At 65.1% G+C, this 25,346-nt stretch carries 23 protein-coding genes and 1 pseudogene; 13 read left to right on the top strand and 11 right to left on the bottom strand.

What is annotated here, in order from left to right; genetic code table 11:
* The first annotated feature begins 417 nt into the window (after positions 1–417).
* From BLU08_RS14995 to BLU08_RS15560, 3 genes are all read left to right on the top strand, one after another.
* Positions 418–672 (top strand): cold-shock protein, encoded by a 255-nt coding sequence (locus BLU08_RS14995; protein WP_090200789.1) that lies wholly within the window; start codon positions 418–420, stop codon positions 670–672.
* Between the two features lie 84 nt (positions 673–756).
* Complete coding sequence (locus tag BLU08_RS14990; protein ID WP_090197702.1) at positions 757–999, top strand: hypothetical protein; 243 nt, start codon at positions 757–759, stop codon at positions 997–999.
* Between the two features lie 159 nt (positions 1,000–1,158).
* Positions 1,159–1,374 carry a GPW/gp25 family protein gene (locus BLU08_RS15560; RefSeq protein ID WP_233996020.1) on the top strand — a complete coding sequence of 72 codons (216 nt, stop codon included), beginning with the start codon at positions 1,159–1,161 and terminating at the stop codon, positions 1,372–1,374.
* Between the two features lie 287 nt (positions 1,375–1,661).
* Here BLU08_RS15560 and BLU08_RS14980 read toward each other — a convergent pair whose 3' ends face one another.
* Entirely contained in the window at positions 1,662–2,741 is a 1,080-nt protein-coding gene (locus tag BLU08_RS14980) for an FAD-binding domain-containing protein (protein WP_233996019.1), read from the bottom strand.
* Between the two features lie 401 nt (positions 2,742–3,142).
* Here BLU08_RS14980 and BLU08_RS15555 point away from each other — a divergent pair, with 401 nt between their 5' ends.
* The 5 genes from BLU08_RS15555 (at position 3,143) to BLU08_RS14965 (ending at position 4,344) form a co-directional block, all read left to right on the top strand.
* Positions 3,143–3,358, top strand: coding sequence for a hypothetical protein (locus BLU08_RS15555; protein WP_233996018.1), 216 nt, complete (start codon positions 3,143–3,145; stop codon positions 3,356–3,358).
* Positions 3,355–3,474, top strand: coding sequence for a fasciclin domain-containing protein (locus BLU08_RS15550; RefSeq protein ID WP_233996168.1), 120 nt, complete (start codon positions 3,355–3,357; stop codon positions 3,472–3,474). The genes BLU08_RS15555 and BLU08_RS15550 overlap by 4 nt, the downstream gene beginning before the upstream one ends.
* A gap of 132 nt (positions 3,475–3,606) precedes the next feature.
* Positions 3,607–3,711: a fasciclin domain-containing protein gene (locus BLU08_RS15545; protein ID WP_090200787.1), complete on the top strand. Its 105-nt coding sequence runs from the start codon at positions 3,607–3,609 to the stop codon at positions 3,709–3,711.
* Between the two features lie 208 nt (positions 3,712–3,919).
* Positions 3,920–4,054: a hypothetical protein gene (locus BLU08_RS15585; RefSeq protein ID WP_255361265.1), complete on the top strand. Its 135-nt coding sequence runs from the start codon at positions 3,920–3,922 to the stop codon at positions 4,052–4,054.
* The gene (locus BLU08_RS14965) at positions 4,051–4,344 is read left to right on the top strand and encodes a COG3650 family protein (RefSeq protein WP_233996017.1); all 294 of its coding nucleotides are present in this window, start codon (positions 4,051–4,053) and stop codon (positions 4,342–4,344) included. The genes BLU08_RS15585 and BLU08_RS14965 overlap by 4 nt, the downstream gene beginning before the upstream one ends.
* Before the next feature lie 180 nt (positions 4,345–4,524).
* On the opposite strand, the pseudogene BLU08_RS14960 reads toward BLU08_RS14965, so the two are convergent.
* A pseudogene (locus BLU08_RS14960) lies at positions 4,525–5,895 on the bottom strand (IS1380 family transposase).
* Between the two features lie 108 nt (positions 5,896–6,003).
* A protein-coding gene (locus tag BLU08_RS14955) for an IS3 family transposase (protein ID WP_090193779.1) occupies positions 6,004–7,247 on the bottom strand; the annotation gives its coding sequence in 2 pieces (ribosomal slippage) (positions 6,004–6,906 and positions 6,909–7,247; 1,242 coding nt in all).
* Positions 7,248–7,304: 57 nt separating this feature from the next.
* Here BLU08_RS14955 and BLU08_RS14950 point away from each other — a divergent pair.
* The 4 genes from BLU08_RS14950 (at position 7,305) to BLU08_RS14935 (ending at position 11,043) form a co-directional block, all read left to right on the top strand.
* The gene (locus tag BLU08_RS14950; RefSeq protein ID WP_090193777.1) at positions 7,305–7,808 is read left to right on the top strand and encodes an antirestriction protein ArdA; all 504 of its coding nucleotides are present in this window, start codon (positions 7,305–7,307) and stop codon (positions 7,806–7,808) included.
* Between the two features lie 107 nt (positions 7,809–7,915).
* Entirely contained in the window at positions 7,916–8,161 is a 246-nt protein-coding gene (locus tag BLU08_RS14945) for a helix-turn-helix domain-containing protein (RefSeq protein WP_090193775.1), read from the top strand.
* A complete protein-coding gene (locus BLU08_RS14940) occupies positions 8,161–9,492 on the top strand; it encodes a type II toxin-antitoxin system HipA family toxin (protein WP_090193773.1) in 1,332 nt (443 codons plus the stop codon). The genes BLU08_RS14945 and BLU08_RS14940 overlap by 1 nt, the downstream gene beginning before the upstream one ends.
* 180 nt (positions 9,493–9,672) lie before the next feature.
* Positions 9,673–11,043 (top strand): IS1380 family transposase, encoded by a 1,371-nt coding sequence (locus BLU08_RS14935; RefSeq protein WP_090193770.1) that lies wholly within the window; start codon positions 9,673–9,675, stop codon positions 11,041–11,043.
* A 214-nt stretch (positions 11,044–11,257) separates the two neighbouring features.
* Here BLU08_RS14935 and BLU08_RS14930 read toward each other — a convergent pair whose 3' ends face one another.
* The 6 genes from BLU08_RS14930 to BLU08_RS14905 form a co-directional block, all read right to left on the bottom strand.
* Positions 11,258–11,995 carry a PaeR7I family type II restriction endonuclease gene (locus BLU08_RS14930; protein WP_090193765.1) on the bottom strand — a complete coding sequence of 246 codons (738 nt, stop codon included), beginning with the start codon at positions 11,993–11,995 and terminating at the stop codon, positions 11,258–11,260.
* Positions 11,992–13,704, bottom strand: a complete 1,713-nt coding sequence (locus BLU08_RS14925; RefSeq protein ID WP_172801049.1) for an Eco57I restriction-modification methylase domain-containing protein — start codon at positions 13,702–13,704, stop codon at positions 11,992–11,994. The genes BLU08_RS14930 and BLU08_RS14925 overlap by 4 nt, the downstream gene beginning before the upstream one ends.
* A 247-nt stretch (positions 13,705–13,951) precedes the next feature.
* Positions 13,952–15,322 (bottom strand): IS1380 family transposase, encoded by a 1,371-nt coding sequence (locus BLU08_RS14920; protein WP_090200781.1) that lies wholly within the window; start codon positions 15,320–15,322, stop codon positions 13,952–13,954.
* A gap of 182 nt (positions 15,323–15,504) precedes the next feature.
* Entirely contained in the window at positions 15,505–16,848 is a 1,344-nt protein-coding gene (locus BLU08_RS14915; protein ID WP_090200779.1) for a relaxase/mobilization nuclease domain-containing protein, read from the bottom strand.
* The gene (locus BLU08_RS15415) at positions 16,845–17,408 is read right to left on the bottom strand and encodes a hypothetical protein (protein ID WP_197676878.1); all 564 of its coding nucleotides are present in this window, start codon (positions 17,406–17,408) and stop codon (positions 16,845–16,847) included. The genes BLU08_RS14915 and BLU08_RS15415 overlap by 4 nt, the downstream gene beginning before the upstream one ends.
* 263 nt (positions 17,409–17,671) lie before the next feature.
* Positions 17,672–18,061, bottom strand: coding sequence for a hypothetical protein (locus BLU08_RS14905; protein ID WP_090200777.1), 390 nt, complete (start codon positions 18,059–18,061; stop codon positions 17,672–17,674).
* A gap of 124 nt (positions 18,062–18,185) precedes the next feature.
* Here BLU08_RS14905 and BLU08_RS14900 point away from each other — a divergent pair, with 124 nt between their 5' ends.
* Entirely contained in the window at positions 18,186–19,466 is a 1,281-nt protein-coding gene (locus BLU08_RS14900; RefSeq protein WP_090200774.1) for an NADH:flavin oxidoreductase/NADH oxidase family protein, read from the top strand.
* 72 nt (positions 19,467–19,538) lie between these two features.
* Here the strand turns inward: BLU08_RS14900 and BLU08_RS14895 are convergent, their stop codons facing one another.
* Positions 19,539–24,578, bottom strand: a complete 5,040-nt coding sequence (locus BLU08_RS14895) for an autotransporter domain-containing protein (protein ID WP_090200772.1) — start codon at positions 24,576–24,578, stop codon at positions 19,539–19,541.
* Positions 24,579–24,800: 222 nt separating this feature from the next.
* Positions 24,801–25,253: a preQ(1) synthase gene (gene queF, locus BLU08_RS14890; RefSeq protein WP_090200769.1), complete on the bottom strand. Its 453-nt coding sequence runs from the start codon at positions 25,251–25,253 to the stop codon at positions 24,801–24,803.
* Positions 25,254–25,346 lie beyond the last annotated feature (93 nt).

Here is a 25,346-nt window from a genome sequence, read left to right as displayed (position 1 = left end):
CGCGGTCGCTGCGCGACCGGTTCCCGCGCAACCATGCGAGGCCTCGCGCCAATGGCTTTTGCACGAACGCGCGAAGGCAGAACTGTTCCGGCGGCGCAGCCGCCGCAAGGGCGACCGCCCGCCCGCAGCGCCGAAGGCGCGAGGATATCGCAGCCCGGACGGGCTGCTCAAACAAGAGACTCTGCGCAAACAAAAGACCTCCGCAAACATAAAACCCTGCGCAAAGAGCCACTTAACCCCACGATTAGGAGAATCCCGCAAGCCGTGCTACAAGGCCCTTGCTGACGTCGGAATTTGCGACGGACTTCGTATTTTGACTCGCCGCCTGGCCCCGCGTTCCGACGCGGAACCGGCCCCCGGCGTAAACCAGACGACGACTTCCTTTCCCCTGAACGATTTGACGCACGAGCCGGGGGCATGTCGCTCCCCGGCAAACCCAACGTTCTTGAAAGGAACGACTTATGGCCAAGACCGGCCGTGAAATTCTTCAACACCGACAAGGGCTACGGCTTCATCCAGCCCGATGACGGTTCCGCCGACAGCTTCGTCCACATCACCGCGGTCCATGCCGCCGGGATGCAGACGCTCGATCGCGACCAGCGCCTCAACTACGAGGTCGAAACCGGCCGCAACGGCAAGGAAAGCGCGATCAACCTCGTCGCGGCGGACTGACGCCGGACGGACGGAGCGCGGGGCGGCCAACGTTCCCCGCGCGCCTGTCCCGCCGCGACCAACCCCCACACGAGGAGGCCCCCGATGGCCCAGACCTACGAATTCTACACCGAACGCGCCAACGAAGCGGCCAAGGCCGCCAAGCAGGCGAAGCTCGAAAACGTGCGCGAACGCGAACTGCGTTCGGAAAAGACCTGGCGCGGGCTCGCCGAACAGGCGCGCAAGACCGCCGTGGAACGCGAAAAGGCCGATGCCGAACGCGCCGCCCGGCGCGAGGCCGAGGCGACCGAGGCGGCCGAGGCGGCCGAGGCGTCCTCCGCGGACTGATCGCACGCCGATCGCACGCCGATCGGCATTTCGATCGCATGGGGCGCACCGTGCGTGGCCCCGGCCCTGTCGCAATCGCCGGTTCATTCCCTGGCTTGCAGGAAAGGCCCCTCGTCCGATACGTGGGCGATTACAACACAAGCAAGGAGGCACCTAGCGATGCAGTTCCAGTTCAACACCAACAGTTCCGTCATGGGGACCGAAAACGTCGCCGAACGGATCGAGGCGGCGGTGCGGCAGAAGCTCGCCCGTTTTGAGGAACGGCTGACGCGGGTGGAGGTCCATGTGGCCGACGACAACGGCGCCAAGCACGGCGCGGCCGACAAGCATTGCACGATCGAGGCCGCCCGCGCGGCGGCAAGCCGATCGGCGTGACGGCGAGGCGGACAAGGTCGACGACGCCGCGCGCAAGGCCGCCACGACGCTCGCCCAACGGCTCGAACGCCATTTCGGCAAGGGCGAAAAGGACAAGCACGCAGCGCGCCCCGACAAGGTGCTGTAAAGGCCTGACGGGTGCCCGGCGTCCGGCGCGACCGGCGTGGGCGGGTGTGCAGCGGGCTCGACGTCGGCTTGGGCGTGCCCGATCTTGGCCTCGGCCCGCAGCGCTGCCCGGCAAGGATGATCCGGCGGCCGCGCGGGCGAGGAGGGCAGGAGCGCCGGGGTCAGCCCGGCAGGTCGCCGGGCGGGTTCGCGCCGGTGATGCCGAGCTCGCCGAGGATCGCTTCGATCTCCTTCTTCACCCGGAAGAATCCGGCGCGCGCGTGCGGCCAGGTCGCCCGCGCGAGATCGCCCAGCAGGAAGGCGGCGCGCCCATCCTCCGCCAGCGGGGCGAGAGCCGGCATCAGCGCGTCGTGCGTCCAGCCGATCGGGAGATAGGGGCAGGCGACCCGCTCGATCCCGGCGTCCGCCAGGATCGCGCGAAGGTCGTCCCCTTCCTCCCACCGGCAGGACCCGCAGCCGAAGGCGCGGGCCGCTTGCGCCATCCCGCTTTCCACCGCGCCGCGCGCGAATTGCGCCGCGGGCTCGCCCACCTCGCGCGGGGAGCGCGCCTCGGGCCGCGCCGCGCCGATCACCAGCGCCGGGCGGGCCGGCAGGGCGATCGGGACGTGGCTCGCCGCCTCGTCGTGGAGGATGAGCGCGTAGGGCTCGGCAAGCGCTTGCGGGCTGACCGGACCGGGCAGGTCGAGCGCGCGCCGCGCGTGTTCGCGCTCCTCGCGAAGCGGCGGCGCGTCCCCGGCGAGGCCCTCCGCGGCGAGCGGCCCGCCCGGCCGGTGCGCGGTTGTAGCGCGCGATGTTGTCGGCCCGCGCGAGATAGGTCTTGCCCGCCGTGTGCAGCCGCCCGACCCAGCGCCAGGACAGGGTGTTGGAGGCGGATCGCCATCGCGCAGGTGCCGCAGGAAGAAATCCGCGCCCAGTTCCCAGTCGAGCTCGAAAGTGAAGATCCAGATGCTCGCAAACCACATCCGCGCGTGGTTGTGGAGATAGCCGTGCTCGACCAGCTCGTGCGCCCAGGTGTCGAAGGCCGGGATGCCGGTGCGGCCCGCGGTGGCCTCATGATAGGCGGTGCGTCGCCCGGCATTGCCTTCGAGCCGCGAAATGGCCGCCTCGCGCGCTTCCCTGTAGCTTTCCCAGACCGAGGGGCGCTGTTCCAGCCAGCCCTTGAAATAGACCCGCCAGAACACCTCGGAAATGAAGCTCTCCGCCTCGCGCGGGCTGTGCTGGCGCAGCGCGGCCTCGATCACCTCGGCCTCGCCGATCAGCCCGGCGTGAAGCCAGGGCGATAATTGCGAGACGTTGGAGCGGCCGCGTTCGCCCGGCGCATCGCTGACCGGCCCGTCGTCATAGCCGCGGCTTTCGGCATAGTCGCTGCCTGCGCGGGGAAGGAAGCGGGCAAGGCGATCGAGCGCGCGCTCTCGGGTCGGGTCCAGTCCATGTCGCTGGCAACCGCGCGCGCCCCTGCGGGTTCCGCGTCGCGCGGGCGCCGGGCAGGCCGGGCGGCAAAATTGTGGCAGAAAAATGGAACGCCTGCACGGCTTCGAGCATTGGCGAGGGGAGGGGGGTTGGATGACGCAAACCGGCCCGACCACTCACCGCGCGCCGCGAAACGCGCATCCGTCACTGCAATTCTTGAGGAGCCTACCCGATGAAAAAGCTCACGATCACCATTGCTTCCGCCGTCGCGCTCGGCCTGTCGGCCTGCGCCGAGGAACCCGCCGAAAACGATGACATGATGGCCGATGAAACCTCGATGGCCGAAGAGGCGACCGCGCCCGGCAACATCGTCGAGGTCGCGGCGGACGACGGGAGCTTCACCACGCTGGTCGCCGCGATCAACGCCGCCGAACTGGCGACACGCTGAGCGGCGATGGTCCCTTCACCGTCTTCGCGCCGACCGACGAAGCCTTCGGCAAGCTGCCCGAAGGCACGTCGAGACGCTCACCACCGACGAGACGGATCGCCTGGAATCGATCCTGACCTACCACGTGGTCGAAGCCTGATGGATGCCGCCGCCGTGACCGAGGCGATCGAAGCCGCGGGCGAGGAAGGCCTCGAGCTCGAAACCGTCGGCGGCCCGACTCTCACCGCGACGCTGGTCGAGGGCAGGTCATGCTGACCGACGCGGCGGGCAACATGGCGACCGTGACCGCGACCGACGTGGAGGCCTCGAACGGCGTCATCCACGTCATCGACACGGTGCTGATGCCCGAATAAGCCCCGGTTCATCGGCAATATCCAAAGAAAGGCGGGCCTCGACGGGGTCCGCCTTTTGCATATGAAAGGGCAAGGCATTAGAGCGATTCCCGATGCGCTGCGTGACATGGTAAATCGCGGCAAAACAGGAAATTAGAGCGGTCGATCCGGCGCAACCTGGCCCGAAGGCCGCTCACGGAAGGCCCTGGCGCGAAGGAGAGGAAAGCCGATGCCGTCATCACCCACCCGTCCTGCCAGCGCGGTTCTCGCCGCCTGCCTCGTGCTCGCCGCCTGCGCGGGGGAGGAGGGCGATGCGATCGGCGCGATACCGAGCCTTTTTCCGGGATCGCCGAGGACGAGGTGATCGAGGTGACCGGGAACGAGCCTTTCTGGGGCATGACGATCGACCAGGCGGCAGGCGTGGCGGCCTATTCCACGCCCGAGAACATCGACGGGACCCGCTTCAAGGCTGCCCGCTTTGCCGGGAACAACGGACTGGGCTTCACCGGCACGCTCGCCAGCGGGGAGGGCGTCGTCGTGACGATCACCCCCGGCGAATGCAGCGACGGGATGACCGACCGGACCTATCCCTTCACCGCCACCGCCAAGATCGGCGGGCGCGACCTTGAGGGCTGCGCCTTCACCGACAGCTAGCCTCTCTTATTCACGGCGATGCGGTTGGGCGCCTCTCGGCGCGAGCTTGACGCCACTGCTGCGTGCGGCGGCGTAGAGCGGGCGTGCGGCACCGCTGGCGTCTGTTTCACCGCGCTGTGATCGATGGGCTTTTCTGGTTGAAGGACTTGGCTCGGGGTTTCTGCGGCACTGCCGCGCCCGCTACGTCGGCGCAGGCTTGAGCGCGAGAACGATGGCACGCATCAGATCGGCATCGGGGCACGCAGAGGCGAACGCTACGCGGATTCGGGTGGCGCTTTCCATGACGCGGGCAGCAACCTTGAGCAGCCGCAGGCGCAGGGTCGTAAACTCGGCTTTTGCCAGAGCGGTGGTCTTTGGGATCGCCTGCTGAACGCGCCACAGCAGCCAGTAGGCAGCGGTGTGCAGGATCAGGCGCATCTGGTTGGCGTTCGCCGACCGGCACGAGGTGCGGTCACTGGCCAGCTGGGTCTTGTGCAGCTTGATCAGGTTTCTCGGCCTGCCCGCGCGCGCAGTAGAGGCGTGTCATAGATGTGCTCGCCGAGCTTTCGGTGAGCGATGTGACGACGTAGCGGATATCCATTCCCAGCGTGCTGGCCTCGATCCTGGCGACGACGCGGCGCTGGCGGTTCCAGCTCTTCGCGCCGTAGCGGGTCTCGGCATAGCTGCGCAGGACCGGGAGTTGGCACTCGGCGCGGCGGACCGCGCAGGCATCGGCGGCAGTGACGATAACCGGATCAGCGCGCAGCGCGGCGTTGGTCGGCAGACCGAACACGTAATCGACATGGGCCGCCTCGCAGAAGGCCATGACCTCGGGCCGTCCATAATGCCCGTCACCGCGGATGGTGATGTGGGTATCAGGCCAGTGGCGGCGAAGATGGGCACCAGACGCCGGATATGCCCTGCCGCCTCCTTGCCAGAAGGCGTCTTGCCCGTGCGCAGCAGCATCGCCACCGGCCGGCCCGTTGCCGTGTCGTAGACATGGATCGGCAGGAAGCAGCGCTCCCCATGATGTCCGTTCCAGAAGGAGAGTTGCTGATAGCCGTGCACGACGTCGCAGGTGTCATCGATATCCAGCGTCACCGCCGCCGGCGGAGTGGGGTAGCTGGCGCAGTAGATGTCGATCATGATCCCCAGCATCTTTGCCAGCTCGCGCGTGCTCGGCGCATTCTCCCAGCGGCTCATCGTCGGTTGGCTGGCCAACCCCGCACCCGATCCCGGCAGCTTGCCCAGCGCAAGGCGGAAGCCCGGATCATCGCGCAGAGCGTCGAGATCATCGGCATCCTCATAGCCGCAGGCGATCGCGAACATCCGCGCGCGCAGGATATCTTCAAGCCGATGAACCACCCGAGCAGGATCGCGCGGATCGGCAATACACGCCGCAAGCCGCTGGCAGAGCCCCATCATGCGCTCGGCCTGAGCCAGCACCAGGACCCCGCCATCCGAGGTCAGCCTGCCGCCGTCAAACGCAGCTGTGACCTTCTTGCCGCGCACTGCTGGAAACGAAAATACGGACGCGCTATCATCGCATCCGGCGGGTGTGGTCTGTGGCATATTTTGCCCCGTTGCAGGTCTGGCTTAAGCAACCACATTCCTACAACAATGCAAATGCTTACGCCACTCCCGCCAACCCGTCAGACCACTGCCGGTGAATAATCCGGGTTAATTCCCGGACAGTTCCTCACTGGTTGATTGGGTGATGTATTCTCGCGGGGCGAGGTAGCCAAGTGCGCGATGCGGGTGGACGGTGTTGTAGTGGTGGAACCAGCTGGGCAGCTGGTTGATCACGGCTCTGGCGTTGGGCTTTTCGGCGACGCGGACGTAGTCGCGCTTCATGGTGCGCACGAACGCTTCGGCCATGCCGTTGGACTGCGGGCTTTCGATGGGTGTCGTGCGCGGCCTGAGGTTGATCTCGCGGGCGAAGCGACGGGTCTCCCTGGCGGTGTAGCAACTGCCGTTATCGGTCAGCCATTCGATGGTAGTAGGGAGCCTGTTCACGCGGCCGAAGCGGTGCTCGACGGTGGCGGTCATGAGATCGCGCACGTCCTCGGCGGATATGCCTGCGGTGGTGGCAACAAAGCCCATCGCCTCGCGATCGCAGCAGTCGAGCGAGAAGGCGACCCGCACCTTCTCGCCGTTATCGCAGCCGATCTCGAAGCCGTCGGAGCACCAGCGGGTGTTGCGGGTATCGACCGCGACCCGCCCATCGTGGCGGCGCTCGTCACCCTTTCCGCTATGGCGCTGGAGCAGCAGGCCATGCACCTTCATCACTCGGTAGACCCGCTTGGCATTGGGCGCAGATGGCCCGCCATTGCGCGCCTGCCGCCGCAGGAGCGCATGGATCCGGCGGTAGCCATAGGTCGGCAGTTCGGCGATCAGGGCCTGGATACGCGCGACGAGCTCCTCCTCAGGCAGTGGAGGCCGGCCGCGGCGGCGTGCAGGAGCCTTGCGTCTGGCTGACGAGAGATGCTGCCGGGAGACGCCAAGCGCTCTCGCAACCGCGCTCACAGGTCGCCCTCCGGCAACGAGAGCGTGCGCAACGCTGTTTTTTTGGGTCCGGCCACGCGCGAGATCGCCTCGCGCAGGATCTCGTTCTCCATGGTCTTCTTACCGAGCATGCGCTGCAGCTCGCGCACCTGGTTCTCCAGCGCGCGATACTCGCTCGCCGGAACCACCTCGCCGCCAGCGCGGGTGGCGGACAGGGCGCCGCTTGCCGCCTGCCGGCGCCAGCCAAAAAGCTGGTTCGGCGCGACCCCGTGCATGCGCGCCACAAGCGACACGCTGTTGCCGGGCAGGAAGGTCTCTTCGACCATGCGGAGCTTCTCTTCCGGGGTCCAGCGCCTACGGCGCTGAACCCCTCCGAGAACCTCCGCATGCACATAGTTCCTGGGATTACTGTCGGTCATATGCCTCACTCTTACATAAGTGTGAGGTCCTGTCCGGTCATTTTGGGGGCCGCTTCAATGAGCAACCGCTACCACGCGACACCCTATGACATTTCCGCCACCGGCTTTTACTTCGACACCTATGAGGAATATCAGGCCCGCGCCGCTGTGCACCGCAACGAGTACGGCGATCCGGTCGAGGAATACGAAATCCAGTTCATCGACGGCGACAGCTACCGGCTCTTCGACGCGATCGGGGTCAATCAGGCAAATCTGAAAGACTGGTTCGAGCGCTTCGAGGACATGGATGACGACGAGGCCGTGAAGCTCATCATCCTGATCGAGCACTTCGGATACAGCGTCGAGGACGCCCTCGATCGGATCGACGATTTGCATCTCTTCGAGGGAACCGCGATCCAGTACGCCGAGGAACTGATCGAGAGCACCGGCATGCTCGACCAGATGCCCGAGAACCTGCGCTATTACTTCGACACCGAAGCCTTCGCCCGCGACATGGTGCTGGGCGGTGATATCACCCCGGTCGAGATTGATGGCAGGAGTTACATCGCCGATGGCGTGTGAGGGGCACACGCCCCTCATTCGCGCTCGCGGATAAAGTAATTTTATCATCGAACGCGGATATTGAATTTTTATCCGCGATCGCGTATATTCAACGATGGAGGAACACCATGCCGATACGCGATCCACAACAGCTCGGCGCAGCGCTTCAACGGGAGCGAAAGCGTCAGGGCCTGACCCAGACACAGCTCGCCGAAAAAGCCGGACTGCGCCAGCAGACGATTTCAGCCGTTGAGGGCGGCAAGCCGCGCTCCGAGCTTCAAGTCATCTTCGACATTATGGCCGCCCTTGGCCTTGAGGTGGCGCTCAGCCCGCGCGACGGCAAGATATCGCCAAGCTTTGAGGAATTGTTCTGATGGGCCGGAAACGCAAATCCGGCGTGCTCACCGTCGCGCTGAACGGGCGCGTTGTAGGCAGGCTTGCGCGCGCCGCCGATGGCGCGACGCGCTTCGATTACGCCCAGAACTGGCTCGATTGGGAATATGCGATCCCGGTCTCGCGCTCTATGCCGCTCGTGGACCGGCCCTTTACCGGCCTCGCCGTTAGGGCGGTCTTCGACAATTTGCTTCCCGACGATGATCGCATCCGGGCACGGATCGCGGCCAGAGTGGGCGCAGACGGGACAGATGCTTTTTCGATGCTCGCCGCGCTTGGCCGCGATTGCGTCGGCGCGCTTCAGTTTCTCCCGGAAGACATGCCGCCCGCACCGCCCGGCCCGCCGGAAGGCGAGCCCATAACCACAGAGGCAATCGCCGAGCGCATTCGCTCGCTCAGCGTCGCGCCGCTGGGCATGCGCGGCGGCGATGATGCGTTCCGCATTTCCCTAGCGGGCGCGCAGGACAAAACCGCCCTTCTTTATCACAAAGGCACGTGGCTGGTTCCGATCGGCACCACCCCGACCACCCATATCCTGAAGCCCCAGATCGGGATGGTCCAAACTCCCGATGGTGAGGTGGACCTCACCGACAGCGTTCAGAACGAGCATGTCTGCATGGCGCTTTGCCGTGCTCTTGGGCTGGACGTGGCCCCGACCGAAATCCTGGACCTTGACGATGATCTTCTCGTTCTCAGCATTGAGCGGTTTGATCGCCGCCTCGACAGCAAAGGCCGTCTCCTGCGGCTCCCCCAGGAAGATATGTGCCAGGCGCTCGGCATCCTGCCGACCGGCAAGTATGAGAGCCATGGCGGCCCCGGCATCGGAGACTGCCTTGACCTCCTGAAATCGAGCGATCACCCGGACGCCGACCGACGCGCGTTCATGAAGGCGCAGATCGTCTTCTGGCTGATCGGCGCGACCGACGGCCACGCAAAGAATTTTTCCCTGTCTCTGGAACCGCAGGGGCGCTTCCAGCTGACACCGCTCTACGACATTCTGTCCACCCAGTGGCAGCATGACCGCCGCCAGATACCCCGCAACGCGTTCCGGCTTGCGATGGCGATTGGCGACAAGCGACGGTATAAGGTGACGGAAATTGCGCCGCGCCATTTTGAGCAGACGGCGAAGCTTGCAGGCTTCCCGATCGACGCGCTGCATGAGGTGATGGGGGAGATCGTGAGCGAGCTTCCACGCGCCTCAGAAGCCTTGACAGATCAACTGGACGCCCGCGTGCCAGCCGTTATGGCAGAGGCAATCCTGGCCGCCGCAAACACGAGAGCGCAGCAGATCGAAGCGTATTTGAATGGCTGATATCAGCCATGCTCGTTGTATGGAGTCGGTGTCACAAGGGAACAGATCGACGGTAATACCAAGGAGCCTTAACCCGGATTATTCACCGGCAGTGGTCTGACGGGTTGGCGGGAGTGGCGTAAGCATTTGCATTGTTGTAGGAATGTGGTTGCTTAAGCCAGACCTGCAACGGGGCAAAATATGCCACAGACCACACCCGCCGGATGCGATGATAGCGCGTCCGTATTTTCGTTTCCAGCAGTGCGCGGCAAGAAGGTCACAGCTGCGTTTGACGGCGGCAGGCTGACCTCGGATGGCGGGGTGCTGGTGCTGGCTCAGGCCGAGCGCATGATGGGGCTCTGCCAGCGGCTTGCGGCGTGTATTGCCGATCCGCGCGATCCTGCTCGGGTGGTTCATCGGCTTGAAGATATCCTGCGCGCGCGGATGTTCGCGATCGCCTGCGGCTATGAGGATGCCGATGATCTCGACGCTCTGCGCGATGATCCGGGCTTCCGCCTTGCGCTGGGCAAGCTGCCGGGATCGGGTGCGGGGTTGGCCAGCCAACCGACGATGAGCCGCTGGGAGAATGCGCCGAGCACGCGCGAGCTGGCAAAGATGCTGGGGATCATGATCGACATCTACTGCGCCAGCTACCCCACTCCGCCGGCGGCGGTGACGCTGGATATCGATGACACCTGCGACGTCGTGCACGGCTATCAGCAACTCTCCTTCTGGAACGGACATCATGGGGAGCGCTGCTTCCTGCCGATCCATGTCTACGACACGGCAACGGGCCGGCCGGTGGCGATGCTGCTGCGCACGGGCAAGACGCCTTCTGGCAAGGAGGCGGCAGGGCATATCCGGCGTCTGGTGCGCCATCTTCGCCGCCACTGGCCTGATACCCACATCACCATCCGCGGTGACGGGCATTATGGACGGCCCGAGGTCATGGCCTTCTGCGAGGCGGCCCATGTCGATTACGTGTTCGGTCTGCCGACCAACGCCGCGCTGCGCGCTGATCCGGTTATCGTCACTGCCGCCGATGCCTGCGCGGTCCGCCGCGCCGAGTGCCAACTCCCGGTCCTGCGCAGCTATGCCGAGACCCGCTACGGCGCGAAGAGCTGGAACCGCCAGCGCCGCGTCGTCGCCAGGATCGAGGCCAGCACGCTGGGCATGGATATCCGCTATGTCGTCACATCGCTAACCCAAGGCTCGGCTGAATACATCTATGACACGCTCTACTGTGCGCGCGGGCAGGCCGAGAACTTGATCAAGCTGCACAAGACCCAGCTGGCCAGTGACCGCACCTCGTGCCGGTCGGCGAACGCCAACCAGATGCGCCTGATCCTGCACACCGCTGCCTACTGGCTGCTGTGGCGCGTTCAGCAGGCGATCCCAAAGACCACCGCTCTGGCAAAAGCCGAGTTTACGACCCTGCGCCTGCGGCTGCTCAAGGTTGCTGCCCGCGTCATGGAAAGCGCCACCCGCATCCGCGTAGCGTTCGCCTCTGCGTGCCCCGATGCCGATCTGATGCGTGCCATCGTTCTCGCGCTCAAGCCTGCGCCGACGTAGCGGGCGCGGCAGTGCCGCAGAAACCCCGAGCCAAGTCCTTCAACCAGAAAAGCCCATCGATCACAGCGCGGTGAAACAGACGCCAGCGGTGCCGCACGCCCGCTCTACGCCGCCGCACGCAGCAGTGGCGTCAAGCTCGCACCGAGAGGCGCCCAACCGCATCGCCGTGAATAAGAGAGGTTAGAAGCTGAATACGATCAAGCATTAATGACACCTATCTTGCCGCCACAGCCGCGATATGCCCTGCAAAGTCTGTCACGAACGTCTTCAATGACGTCAGCTCGCTCAAGTGCCGATAGCTGCCATCTTTTGAAGCCTCGCGCGGCGAAGCCAGAAACGCCGCGCTGTTATAGAGCCCTTCTTGGACAAGACGCTTGCAGAGAATGTCGTATCGCTGCGCGTAGGATGCGCGCTTGAAGGCGGGATCAACGGGGAAGTGCGGCTGCTTGTCCGCAACGGGCGTGTTTGACTTCGGGCAGTCTTCGACAAGCATGACCCACCCGAGGAACGGGCGCGGAACGTCCTTGCCAAACGCCCCTTCGCGGTAGGCCGTCCAGAGATCGTGCGCCGTGCCGATGGCTTCCTCGGAGCGGTTGTTGAAGTTGTTGCCGAAGGACGGCCCGACTTGCGACTTGAATTCAAGGGCGGCGACAAGCTCGCCCCGATACATGACGAGCATGTCCCATAGCTTGGTCGGCCTGAAAAAGCCTGGCAGAGTCAGAACGCGCTGCTGAACGCAGATATCTGCGAGCGCCAGACCGTTGACCTCGACCAGCGTTTGGGCGATGGCAAGGAAGCCATCCATGTTCTTGCCAGCGGTGACAGCCCCGCGCGATCCTGCGTCCTGGTTTCCTGACTCGATCTGCCGCGCCAGCGCAGCTTCACGGTTTCCCCAGAACAGTTTGACGGCTTCGCGCGCCTGGGCTTCGTAGTTGGCAAGTTCAAGACTCATGCGTCGGCATTCCTTTCAATCAGTTTCAGTTCGGCAGGGCTTAGCCCGTAAAGCTCGGATACAATTTCGTTAAGAGCATGGCGGTCGTTCGTCTCGGCGTAGTTTGCGAGACGCTGGCGCAAGTCGGTGCTAACGTCCGACCACTTCGGAATCCTGATCTTGCGAAGGTACTGCGCCTGAAAGCGCAGATACCCGCCCCGCATGCGGGTACAGTAAAGCGCCACGAAAAGGCGGGCGATGCCCGACCGCATGACGGCCTGAAGCGCGTGCACGTCCCACTCGTCCGAGGTGATGAAATAAAGATTGTGGTGCGGGTAGAGCTCGCCCTTTTCGTACACGATGGACGCATCACCCTTGATGTCGGGGATAAGCAGCTTCTCGCGGTAGGTCAGCTCAGGATAGATGCGGTCAATGGTGCGATACCAGCCGCGCGGGTTCTTTTCGGCGACGTGGCGGTCTGCGATCTGTTCCTTGCGCTCTTCAAGGTAGGCGCGCAGCTTCGGGAAGTCCTCGAGATCCACGAGCTTCCCGTCATCGCCGAACGGATTGACGATCCCCTTCCCCCGCCAGGCAACGTGCCCTTCGAGTATGTCGCGCGTCATCACGAGCGGCAGCTTGCGCGAGGGCTCGACATCAAGATTGCCGAAGTCGCCGATGAAGGCCTTGTCGGCGCCCGTGGCAACGCCGATGCCGACTTTGCAGCCCGCATCTTCAAGGGCTGGAAACCGCGCCTCGATGCGGCGCACGAGGGCGAGCTCATCGAAGGAGTCGAGCACCCACGGCTCGCCGCCTGCGGTGACATTCTCGATCTCGCGCACCTTGGTCTTTTTCGGAAGCTTGGCGGCGGTGAGATCGGCTGCGAGCGCCTTCAAAGTCTTCGAGTCGATGGCGGGGCGAGCGAAGACGCGGGTCGAGCCGCCCGTCGCCTTTTCGATGACGGTGATGGCAGGGTATGCGCTGACCTCGGCATGGAAGGCATCAACGCCGTACATGTCCACGTAGGTCGTGAGCGCGTAGTGCTTGCTGACCAGCTCGCGGAGCTTCTTGCCATACTTGTTCTTCATCCAGCGGTCAGCGCAGATGAAGCCAAGCTTGCCGCCCTTCGCCAGCAATGCCAGCGAGCGCTCGATGAAGGGCACATAGATGTCGGCGCGATCATAGATCGTCTTGAAGCGCTTCCTGTACTCGCTCATCAGCACGTCAGGAATGCTCTCCTGCCGAACATAGGGCGGGTTGCCGACGACATGTGTGAAGCCTGTGGGCAGGTCGGCCAGCAGGAAGTCGCCCTGCATCAGCCAGACATCGCACAAGCGCGCTGCATCCTGACGACTGAGCCCGCGCTGTAGGAGCGTCTTGGCAAGCAAGGCGCGAGTGCCGTCACAGGTGGCGCGGTGCAACTCGACGGCGCGGATCGCGGGGGCAAGCGCTTCGAAGGTCAGTTTGCCGTCACGCGCAGCGGCGGCAACCAGGCGGTCGATGGCAGGAAGCAGGAAGTCGCCATCACCGAAGGACGGTTCAAGCAGGCGGTATGCCGTAAGCGGCGCGGCCTCGGTGTAGCCCGTGAGATCGAGGATGAATTCGACCACTTCGCGCTTGGTGAAGATCGCTCCGCGCTCTTCGATGCCGCCGTCTGTCGCCAGCTTCTCCACGGCCTCTGTCACAGGACAAAGGCCAGGGAAGGCAGGCTGCAAGGCAAGCGATGCTGTCACGGTCGATTCCTCATGAACAATTCAAGAACTCGTTGCCCTTGATAGCATGGATAGTGCAAGCCGTTCCCCTCTCTTATTCACGGCGATGCGGTTGGGCGCCTCTCGGTGCGAGCTTGACGCCACTGCTGCGTGCGGCGGCGTAGAGCGGGCGTGCGGCACCGCTGGCGTCTGTTTCACCGCGCTGTGATCGATGGGCTTTTCTGGTTGAAGGACTTGGCTCGGGGTTTCTGCGGCACTGCCGCGCCCGCTACGTCGGCGCAGGCTTGAGCGCGAGAACGATGGCACGCATCAGATCGGCATCGGGGCACGCAGAGGCGAACGCTACGCGGATGCGGGTGGCGCTTTCCATGACGCGGGCAGCAACCTTGAGCAGCCGCAGGCGCAGGGTCGTAAACTCGGCTTTTGCCAGAGCGGTGGTCTTTGGGATCGCCTGCTGAACGCGCCACAGCAGCCAGTAGGCAGCGGTGTGCAGGATCAGGCGCATCTGGTTGGCGTTCGCCGACCGGCACGAGGTGCGGTCACTGGCCAGCTGGGTCTTGTGCAGCTTGATCAGGTTCTCGGCCTGCCCGCGCGCGCAGTAGAGCGTGTCATAGATGTGCTCGGCCGAGCCTTGGGTTAGCGATGTGACGACATAGCGGATATCCATGCCCAGCGTGCTGGCCTCGATCCTGGCGACGACGCGGCGCTGGCGGTTCCAGCTCTTCGCGCCGTAGCGGGTCTCGGCATAGCTGCGCAGGACCGGGAGTTGGCACTCGGCGCGGCGGACCGCGCAGGCATCGGCGGCAGTGACGATAACCGGATCAGCGCGCAGCGCGGCGTTGGTCGGCAGACCGAACACGTAATCGACATGGGCCGCCTCGCAGAAGGCCATGACCTCGGGCCGTCCATAATGCCCGTCACCGCGGATGGTGATGTGGGTATCAGGCCAGTGGCGGCGAAGATGGCGCACCAGACGCCGGATATGCCCTGCCGCCTCCTTGCCAGAAGGCGTCTTGCCCGTGCGCAGCAGCATCGCCACCGGCCGGCCCGTTGCCGTGTCGTAGACATGGATCGGCAGGAAGCAGCGCTCCCCATGATGTCCGTTCCAGAAGGAGAGTTGCTGATAGCCGTGCACGACGTCGCAGGTGTCATCGATATCCAGCGTCACCGCCGCCGGCGGAGTGGGGTAGCTGGCGCAGTAGATGTCGATCATGATCCCCAGCATCTTTGCCAGCTCGCGCGTGCTCGGCGCATTCTCCCAGCGGCTCATCGTCGGTTGGCTGGCCAACCCCGCACCCGATCCCGGCAGCTTGCCCAGCGCAAGGCGGAAGCCCGGATCATCGCGCAGAGCGTCGAGATCATCGGCATCCTCATAGCCGCAGGCGATCGCGAACATCCGCGCGCGCAGGATATCTTCAAGCCGATGAACCACCCGAGCAGGATCGCGCGGATCGGCAATACACGCCGCAAGCCGCTGGCAGAGCCCCATCATGCGCTCGGCCTGAGCCAGCACCAGGACCCCGCCATCCGAGGTCAGCCTGCCGCCGTCAAACGCAGCTGTGACCTTCTTGCCGCGCACTGCTGGAAACGAAAATACGGACGCGCTATCATCGCATCCGGCGGGTGTGGTCTGTGGCATATTTTGCCCCGTTGCAGGTCTGGCTTAAGCAACCACATTCCTACAACAATGCAAATGCTTACGCCACTCCCGCCAACCCGTCAGACCACTGCCGGTGAATAATCCGGGCTAAACCCGCGCGGGGCCATCAGGACATCGCCTGCGATCTCATTTCTACCAAACATAGTACCAGTCCTTCATCTCTAAGGTTCGAGGGTGCGGTCGCGGGAGCGGCCACCGGATTGCGTGGAGCGGTTGCGCGTGCGGTCCGGCTTGGCGCGATCCAGGGCCGCCCGCGTCCGCGCGGAGGGTTTTTCGAGGGCGTCGGACAGCGCCCGCGTTTTCGCGAGGTCGCGATAGAGAAGCGCCAGCTCGCTCGCATGGCGTTGCCGCTCGTTTCGGACATTGGCTTGCAGAGCGCGCCGTTCGGCCAATTGCCGGGTGATCAGGTCCTGGCGCTCTTTCGCATCGCGCTCGCGCTTGAAGGCGACTTCGGCCTCATTGCGCTTGCGCACGGCGCTATGCTTGCCGCGCAGCCAGTCCCACACGCCTTTCAGGCCCTTGGAGAAGCGCGCCTGGCGGGCTTTGGATTCGACCACCCAGCGTTCCGCCTGACGCTGATCGAGCGCCGCGCGCTCAGCCTTATGATCGGCGCGCATAGCGCGCCTTTTCGCGCGGATCGGGTTCAGGCGCTGTGCGCTTTCTTTATCGAGCGTCGTGATGTGACGCTTGAGGACCTTTTCCATCAGCTCTGCGACACGCGCCTTGGTCTCATCGACCGACGGCAGGGTTGACGGATCGCCCAGGCGCTCTTTTACGGCCTTGGTTTTCTGGCCGATCATGCGCGGGATCGCATAGACTTCGCCCTGGACATCGACCGCTACGAAGCCCCGGCGATCGCCTTGCGCCAGATAATAGCCGCGCTCTTCGAGCTGGCGCTTGAAGGCGGTAACGTCTTTCGCGCCGTTCCAGCATTCCTGGAAGGTGGCCTTGATATCGGCAGCGCTTTTCCCGGCGCGCCGGGCTTGTTGCCATTCGGCGAGAGTGAAATTCAGCGGGGAACGATGGTTCCTTCCATCTTGGCCGCGCTTATACCCATCAGGCAGATTCCAGCCATGTTCGAGGAACAGCCCCCGCGAAATCTCATTCAGCTTGCGCTTGAAATGCGGGAGATTGATCGCCCGCATGTTCTCAGTGTCGATCCGGCTCCACACTGCATGGGCGTGGCGGCGGCCTTCCTTTTCATGGAAGACGAGCGCCATCGGCTGGCGCTCCAGGCCCATTTCCTTCTCGATCCGGCGCGCGGCCAGCTCGAAGACTTCAGGCCGGACATTTTCCGTCTCGGGCGGGGAGAGACTGACCGAGAAGAAATGCTGTTTGCACTTCGTGCCCTTGGCCGCCGCTTCGGCTTCCAGGAACGCGCCATGCAGATCGTCGGAGACGAAGCCGCGAACTTTGTGCAGCTCGACATGCTCGTTATCGCGCTCATTCATCAGATGCGAGGCGAGCGCCCGCCCGCCGCCGCGTTGCGATGCCTTGATGATCATGGGGAAGGCTCCCCATTTCGATCATGGTCACCGTGCTCGCCCGCCGCCCGGCCAAAGGCCGAGGAGCAGCTTTCGCAGACATGTGTGGCTTTATCGGTTTCCCTTATGCCGAGGGCGGCGAGCAGGAAGCGCCGCATGATCCGGACATCATCACAGGCGCGCTTGATAGCCCGCTCAGTCTCATCGCCGAGGGGCAGCGCGCCGACGCGCGCAGCCTCGGCCAGTTCGTTCAGGTTTTTGGCAATCCGGGACGAGCCCAGCATGCCCAGGAGTTGAGCCAGCGCTTTCTGGTCTTTGACCGGATTGAGCCCGCGCGCCTGTTTGACCGACGCATCGGGATCGAACAACCGTGATTTGATATACGCGGAAATTGATTGCCGACCGGCATCCTCGATCAGCTTTTGCTTCTCATCGAAGCTCAGACGCAGCGAGAAGGGAGCGGGACGCTTTTGCGTCCGCTTGTTCCATTTATCCTGGCTGGGGCCGGAGCCTTGCCCGCCCCCGCCGGAATTGCCGCCAGAATTACCGAATGCGCCCCATTTGGGAGTTAGCCTGTCCATGACCCGCTCCCATGACTTTCAATCGGCTCTTCGCCGTCGGAATTGGCCGATTCCGCAGTTTTCTGCGGCGCAGCACTATCCAATTGAAATGGAAGCTCGTTAGGATTATCGTATAGAGAACAGGAACTTAGCTGGGCATTCCAGTCAGAGAGTACTTCGAACAATTGGTTCGAAGTTTCTCCGTTTAGGTGCACCAGCGCCATCCCCCGCGGGACGTCCCGGTGGCCCGCGCGGGATGGCGAGGCGATCCTGTAGCCCGAGGCTCACACGCCGGGCGGCGCGGAAAGCCCGATGGACTGCATCAGGAAAGCCTGCCCGACCATCACCACCAGCCAGTGCAGCGCCGCCGAGAATGTCCGGCTCGCGCCCATTTCATAGGCCATGAAGGTCACCCACAGCACCGGCACGACAAAGCCGATCCAGATCACCACCGCGCTTCCCAGCGCCATCACCCATTCGCCCGCCTCCTGCGGCGCGAGGATCAGCGCGCCCGCGAGGATCGAGGCGAGCCAGAATTCCGCCAGCGCCGCCCCGGCGAGCGTCTTCCAGCCCGGCAGCAATATGTCGGAGGCGCGCAGCCAGACGAGACCGATGCCAAGCCCCAGCAACGTCGCCGCGGCAATCGGGAAAAGATTGAGAAGGATATAGATCATCACGTGCCCCTTGCTGCACCAACGCGCGCCCGGCGGCTTGGTGCCGAACCGCCGGGCGCGCTTGAGCGAGGGCCGGGGATAGTCCAGACATGTTGCGGTTTCAGCAACGCAAGGCGCCTCCCCCATGCTCGACACGCCCCTCACCCTCCCGTGCGGCGCCGTTCTGCCCAATCGCCTGGCGAAGGCCGCCATGACCGAAGGGCTCGCCACCCCCGACGGCGCGCCGACGCCGGAACTGGAACGGCTCTACGGTCTGTGGTCGGACGGCGGGGCGGGCCTGCTGCTCACCGGCAACGTCATCGTCGATCGCGACCATCTCGAGCGGCCCGGCAATGTCGTGATCGAGCGCGCGCCCGATGCCGCGCTGGCCGCGGCGCTGGCGCGGTGGGCGAAGGCGGGCACCCGCGGCGGCAACCACCTCTGGGCGCAGATCAGCCATGGCGGCCGGCAGGTCCGCAAGGACGTCAATCCCGCGCCCAGATCCGCCTCCGACGTGCAGCTCGCCCTTCCCGGCGGCCAGTTCGCACGGCCCGTGCCATTGACGCGCGAGGAGATCGCGGACCTCGTCACCCGCTGGGCGGTGGCGGCAGAGGCGTGCCGCGAGGCGGGCTTCACCGGGGTCCAGGTCCACGCCGCGCACGGCTATCTCGTCTCGCAGTTCCTCAGCCCGCGCACCAACCTTCGCCGCGACGAATATGGCGGCGACCTCGCCAACCGGGCGCGCTTCCTGCTCGATATCGTGCGCGCCGTGCGCGCGGCGGTGGGGCCGGACTTCCCCGTTTCGGTGAAGCTCAACAGCGCCGATTTCCAGAAGGGCGGGTTCGATTTCCGCGACAGCCTGACAGTCGTGAAATGGCTCGAACAGGCCTCGGTCGACCTGATCGAGATTTCGGGCGGGACCTATGAACAGCCCAAGCTCATGGGGATCGAAGGCATGGAGGCCGAGGAAAGGCAGGACGTCGCCCCCTCGACCGCTTCGCGCGAGGCCTATTTCGTCGATTTCGCCAAGGCGATGCAGGCCGAGGTCGCGGTCCCGCTGATGGTGACGGGCGGCTTCCGCAGCCGCGCGGCGATGGAACAGGCGCTGCAGATCGGCGCGGCCGACGTGATCGGGCTGGGCCGGCCGATGTGCGTGATGACCGATGCCCCGCGCCGCCTGATCGAAGGGCTCGAACGCCTCCCGCGCTACGAGGACGGGCTCGAGGTGATTCCCGGCTGGCTCGGCTTCCTCAGGAGGCTGCAGGTGATGAAGGCGGTGAACGGCTTTGCCGGGATGGCGTGGTTCTACCACCAGCTCTGGCAGCTCGGCCATCAGGGCACGAGCGAGCCGGGCAAGGCACCGTTTTCGGCGTTCCTCGCGCTGGAAAGGCGCAACAGGGCGATCCTCGCCGCGCGCGCGGGCTGACTGCGCCGGGGGCAAGCGAAAGGGGCCGACCGCTCGCGCGGTCGGCCCCCTTTTGCGTGCCCTGTCGGCGGATCAGAAGGCGAAGCGCACGTTCGCGCGGGCGGAGTGGCCCTGGTAGCCTTCGTTGAAGTCGCCGAGATAGCCGAGATCGACCGCGAAGCCTTCGGACACCGTGATCGAGGCGCCCGCCGCGAGTTCGAAGCGGTTGCGCTCGCGCATCGGCAGGTTGACGAGGAACGAGCCGAGCTGCGACGAGCTCAGGCGGAAGCTGCGCGGATCGTCGATCAGGTCGCGGATCACCGTGCCCGACACGAAGCCGTTCACGCCTTCCGACACCTGCGCCCCGAGGTTGAGGCCGCCGCGCAGTTCGGCGAAGACCGCATCGCCGCGTTCGACCGTGAAACCGAACCCGCCCGTCTCCGCGACGTCATCGAAATTGATCCGCGCCGCGTTGATGCCGATCGTCGGGGTGACCGACACGTTCTCGTCCGGGATCAGGTCGAAGCCCGCCGTGACGCGCGAGGAGAAGCCGTCGAAATCGTAGTTCGAGTTCGTGGCCCCGAAGAACCCGTCGCGGCGGCTTTCGATATCGCCGGTGAGGTAGGCGACCTCGCCGTTGATGAAGCCCCGGTCGAAGAAGCCCGCGCTCATGTAGACGCCGAGCTTGATGCTCTCGGCCTCGTTGCGTTCGGTCGGGACGCTGTCGTTGCGGAGGTCCTGGGTGTCGATGTCGGCATAGCTCGCAAGCAGGCCGAAGCGCACGTCTTCGAACAGTTCGAAATCGGCGCCCACGGTGAAGACGAGCTGGTCGGATTCGTACCCGTCCGCCGACAGCGAGAGGCTGTCCTGCTCGGCCCCGCGGACCGCGATCTGGCCCCACACGCCCGAACCTTCACCCATCAGGTGCCGATCGAGCGCCGCGCTGGCGAGGTTCGCGCTTTCGAAGATCTCGCGGCCCATGCCTTCGCTGAGCGAGGGCAGCGCGTCGGCGGCGGCCCCGGTCATGGCAGCCGAATCGGGCAGCCGGTTGATCCGGTCGAGCGTGGCGAGGTCGATGGTGCCGGCGTTGATGCCGGCCGTCAGCGCGCCGCCGAAAACGCCGATGTTGGCGTCGGCCGAATTGGCCAGCGGATTGACCGGGTTCACCCGCACCGCGAGCGATCCGACGACCACCTCGTAATCGAACAGCAGGTCGTCATCGAGGATGTTGACCGTCGCGCCGTTGTTGGTGAAGCCCGCCCCGTCATCGAGGACCGTGACCGTCTGCCCGGACAGCGCGAAGAGATCGGCGGTGTCGTCGGGCGTCTCGATGACGAGCGAGCCGGTCTCCTCGAGCGTGATCGAGCCGGTCGCGGTGAGCGAATCCCGGCCGAGCAGGACATTGACCTCGCCGACATGGACCACGTCGCCGGTGAGCGTACGGTCGCCGACGATGTCGAGATCGTCGAGCGTCCCGCCCAGGTCCGAGCCGAGCTGGTAGGTGTCGAAGTCGGTGAAATTGTCGGCATCGAGCGTCCCGGCGAGGATCGCGGTGTCGTCGCCCGCTCCGCCGCCGATGTCGCCGGTGACCGAGGACGCCGCGCCCTCGAGGATGAACAGGTCGTCGCCCGCCCCGAGGTCGATGTCGCCGGTGACCGAAGCGCCGGACCATTGCTGGAACTCGTCCGCACCGTCGCCGAGCGCGACGCCGACGCTGCCGCCGTCGATCGCGCCGAAATTGGCGACGGTGTCCGCGCCGCTGCTGCCGCGCACGCCGACCTCGCCAGCGATGGAGCCGCGATTGGTCAGGGTCGAACCGCCCGCATTGAAGCGGATCGCATCGTCATCGGCCGCGACGATCGAGCCGCCTTCGAGGTTGGTCAGTTCGCCCGCTCCCGCGAGGTCGATCGCCCGCGCGCCATCGGACGAGATCGTGCCCGAATTGGTCAGCGTGAAATCGGACGTGGCGATGATGCCGAAGGCTCCGTCGCCGGTCGTCGTGATCGAGCCTGCGTTGTCGATCGTCGCGTCGCCGACGAGCACGATGCCGTGCGCCTCGCTGCCCTCGGTCGAGATCTCGGCGCCCGCCAGGTTGTTGACGGTCGAACCGTCCCCGGCTGCCACGCCGATGGCGCGGTCGCCGGTGGAGGTGATCTGCCCGCTGTTGTTCACGACCGAATCCGTGCCGACATAGACGCCCGCGGTGCTGTCGCCCTCGGTCGCGATCGTGCCGGAGTTCTCGACCGTGGTGTCCGCGACATCGATCGCCTCGAGCCCGAGTGCCCCGTCGCCGCCGGTGACGATTTCGCCGGCATTGACCAGCGTCGAGCCGCTGGAATTGAAGCGGATCGCATCGCCGTCCTGCGAGCCGATGACGCCGTCTTCCGCATTGGTGACGGTGGCAAGCCCCGCGATGTCGATCGCCCGGCCGCCGCGCGCGGCGATGATGCCGGCATTGGTGACCGTGCCATCGCCCGCGATCGTGATCGCCTGCGCGGTCGGACCGTCGGTCGAGATCACGCCGTCATTGGTGACGGTCCCGTCGCCGTTGATGACGATGCCGAAGCCGTTGTCGCCGGTGGTGGTGATGGTCGCGCCTGCGGCGTTGTCGATGGTCGTGTCGTCGCCCGCCGCGACCGCCACGCCATTGGTGCCTTCCGACAGCAGCGCGCCGGTGTTGGTGAGGGTCGAACCGTCGCCGAACACGACCGCGGCAGTCGATTCGCCGGTGGTCGTGATCGAGCCGTCATTGACGAGGAACGCGCCGTCCGCGGCCGAGGCATCGAACCCGGCTTCGCCGTCGCCGTCGGTCACGATCGCGCCGTCCTCGCCGATGGTGAGGCCGGGGTCGATGCCCTCGTCGGCTCCGGCGATCAGGGTGACGGTGGCGTTGACCGTGCCTTCGAGCACGGCGGTGTTGACCACCGTGACCGCCTGGTCGGCCGTCCCGGTCAGCGTCATGACGCCGCCCGCGACCGGCGCGTCGAGCGAATTCTCGATGAAGTCGAAGGTCTGCGAGCCGAGCCGCACGTCCTCGAAATTCAGGTACTGGCTTTCCAGCAGCGAAAGGTCGAAGCTCCGGTCGGTGTCGTCGGTGATGATGAAGGCGAACAGGTCGGTCCCGGCCTGCCCGTCGACCACGCCGTTCTCGGTGCCGCCGTTGAGCTTGACGAAGGTGTCGTCGCCATTGCCGAGCAGCACGGCATCGAACCGGTCGCCATTGGCCGGGTTCTCGCCGCGGCCGGTGATCGTGCCGAAATTGTAGACGGTCTGTTCGCCGTCATTGGTGTCGGGCGAGTCCTGGTTGCCCTGGCTCGTGTTGATCCCGATGTCGCCGATAATGAGGCCGCCTTCGAGGTTGTAGACGACCCCGTCCTCGTTCCCGTCGGTGCCCGCGTCGAAATCGATCGCGGCATCGAGTTCCGGCACGGTCCCGCCGATGATCAGCGAGCCGTTGGGGTCCGAATCCACGCTTTCGATCGTGCCCGAGTTCATGATGAAGCCCGAGTTCAGCTCGAGCCCGTCGTTCTCGCCGCCCTGGATCAGGCCGCTGTTCATGATCGTGACGTCGTCGTCGCCGTCGACCGCATCGTCGAACCGGGCGATGATCTGGCCGGAGTTGATCAGGACAAGCCCGCCCGCATCGGCTTCGATCGCTTCGGAGACGGCGCTTTCGATGAGGCCCTCGTTCTCGACCCGGAGGTTTTCCTCGGCCTCGATCGCCTTGTCGCCGTTCTCGCGGGTGCGGATGATGCCGGTGGCGGTGTTGACGACGGTGAGGTCGTTGACGCCCGATGCCTCGATCGCCTCGTCGCCGTCGCTGTCGATCAGGCCGGCGTTGAAGATGGTCGACCCGTCGCCTTCGACGCGCAGGCCGTCACCGCCGCGGCTGAAGATGATCGCGCCTTCGAAATTGCGGACCGTGCCGACCCCGCCGATATCCACGGCGCGGTCCTGTTCGGAGGTGATCCGGCCCGAATTGTCGAAGATCGCGTCGCCGCTGATGTCGACGCCCTTTGAATCCGCGCCGGTCGCCTGGATCAGGCCGCGCGAATTGGTGAAGGTGCCGTCGCCGTCGATCGTCACGACGGTCGAATCGTCGCCCGTCGTGGCGATCTGGCCGGTCGGGTTGTTGATGACGATCGAACCGTCGCCCGCCTCCACTGCCGACGCCGCGTCGCCGCGCGTGAGGATGATGCCGTTGTTCTGGACGAAAGAATCGTCGCCCACGGAAACCGCGGCGGCGTCGTCGCCGAAGGTGAAGACATTGCCCGAGCCGGTGTTGATGACACTCGAATCGTCGCCGGCAATCACCCCGATCGCATTTTCGCCGGTGGTGAAGACAAAGCCTTCGTTCAGCACCTCGGATTCTGCGCCGACGGCAATGCCGATCGCTTCCTCGCCGAAAGTCTGGATAAGCCCCTGGTTCTCGACCGTGGCCCCATCGGTCAGGGCGATCCCGAGCCCGTCGTCGTTCGTGGTGATGATCGAGCCCGTGATCGAGTTGATGACGGTCTGACCGCCTTCTCCGTTGTTATCGTAAATCCCGAAATCGCCCGATCCGTCGATCTGGATCAGGCCATTGTTGATGACCGTGCTTCCGCCGCCGACGGAAATGCCGTCATTGATGCCATTGAGGTCATTGTTGGTGCTGATGACCCCGTTGTTCGTGACGAGGGAATCATTGCCGGTGCGAATGCCGTCCCCGCTGTCGGAGGTCACCTGGATGAAGCCGTTGTTGACCACGGTCGCCGCATCGCCGAGCAAGAGCCCGTTGTCGGTCGAAGTGACGATCGATCCGTCGACCGTCGCATCGACATTGACCAGCAGGTTGATCTCGCCCTGGACCTGCGAGCCTTCCTCGACCGTCACCGAGATCGAGTTGAAATCCTCGTCGAAGCCATCGGGATCCGTGCCGGGCGCGCAGATGACTTCCGGCGGGGAGACGGTCGTGACGAGCGCGCATTCCTGCGTATTGCCCGGCGCGGCGGGCGCGGTCGGCGTCGGGGCGGACTGGACCGGCTGAGGCGGGGCGACCTGGGCTGCACCGGGAGCGGCGACAAGGCCGGTCGAAATGGCCAGCACGGAAGCGCCGCCGATGGCGCGGAACTTGGTCGAAAACGCGTTTGTCATGTTTTTTTGGCCTCTCGAAATGGCGGGTCGTTCTGTTCGCCTGGAGGCTTTGCCGCCCCGCCGGTTGAGAGGGGGAAACCCTTTCGCGGACTCGGTGCGGCAGAATCCCCCTCTGCGCGGCGGCGTTTATGCCGCTCGTATGACAATGCTATGAAAAAGACTGGCCGCGCGCAAGCCTTCTTCGGTCGGCCAAAGAATTGTTCTGGAAAAGTTTTTAATCGATCATCCGCGTCCGCGATAAGAGGCGACGCCCTGATCGGGCAGCCACAACCCCTCGGGCGGCGCGCCGGTCTGCCAGAACACGTCGATCGGGATGCCGCCGCGCGGATACCAGTAGCCCCCGATCCTGAGCCAGCGCGGTTCCATTTCCCCGGCGAGCCGCTGCCCGATCCCGACCGTCACGTCCTCGTGGAAGCCGTTGTGATTGCGGAAGGATCCGAGGAACAGCTTGAGGCTCTTGGACTCGACGATCGTTTCCCCCGGCGCGTAATCGATCACCAGATGGGCGAAATCGGGCTGGCTCGTCACCGGGCAGAGCGAGGTGAATTCGGGCGCGGCGAAGCGCACGAGATAGAGCGTCCCGGGCCGCGGATTGGGCACGTAGTCGAGCCGCGCTTCCCCGGGCGAAGCGGGAAGCGGGGTGTCCTTGCCGAGAAAGGCGGGTGTGGTTTCCATGCCGCGCTGTTGCCGCGAAAGCCGTGTGCGCGCAACCCGGGAGGTGGCCTTGCCGGGCCGCGCGGTCTATGCTGCGCGCTCCGTCGGGAACCG

Origin of the sequence: Erythrobacter sp. HL-111 (genome assembly GCF_900105095.1) — a bacterium.
Taxonomy (GTDB): domain Bacteria; phylum Pseudomonadota; class Alphaproteobacteria; order Sphingomonadales; family Sphingomonadaceae; genus Erythrobacter.
This window is presented reverse-complemented; position numbering and strand designations above follow the sequence as displayed.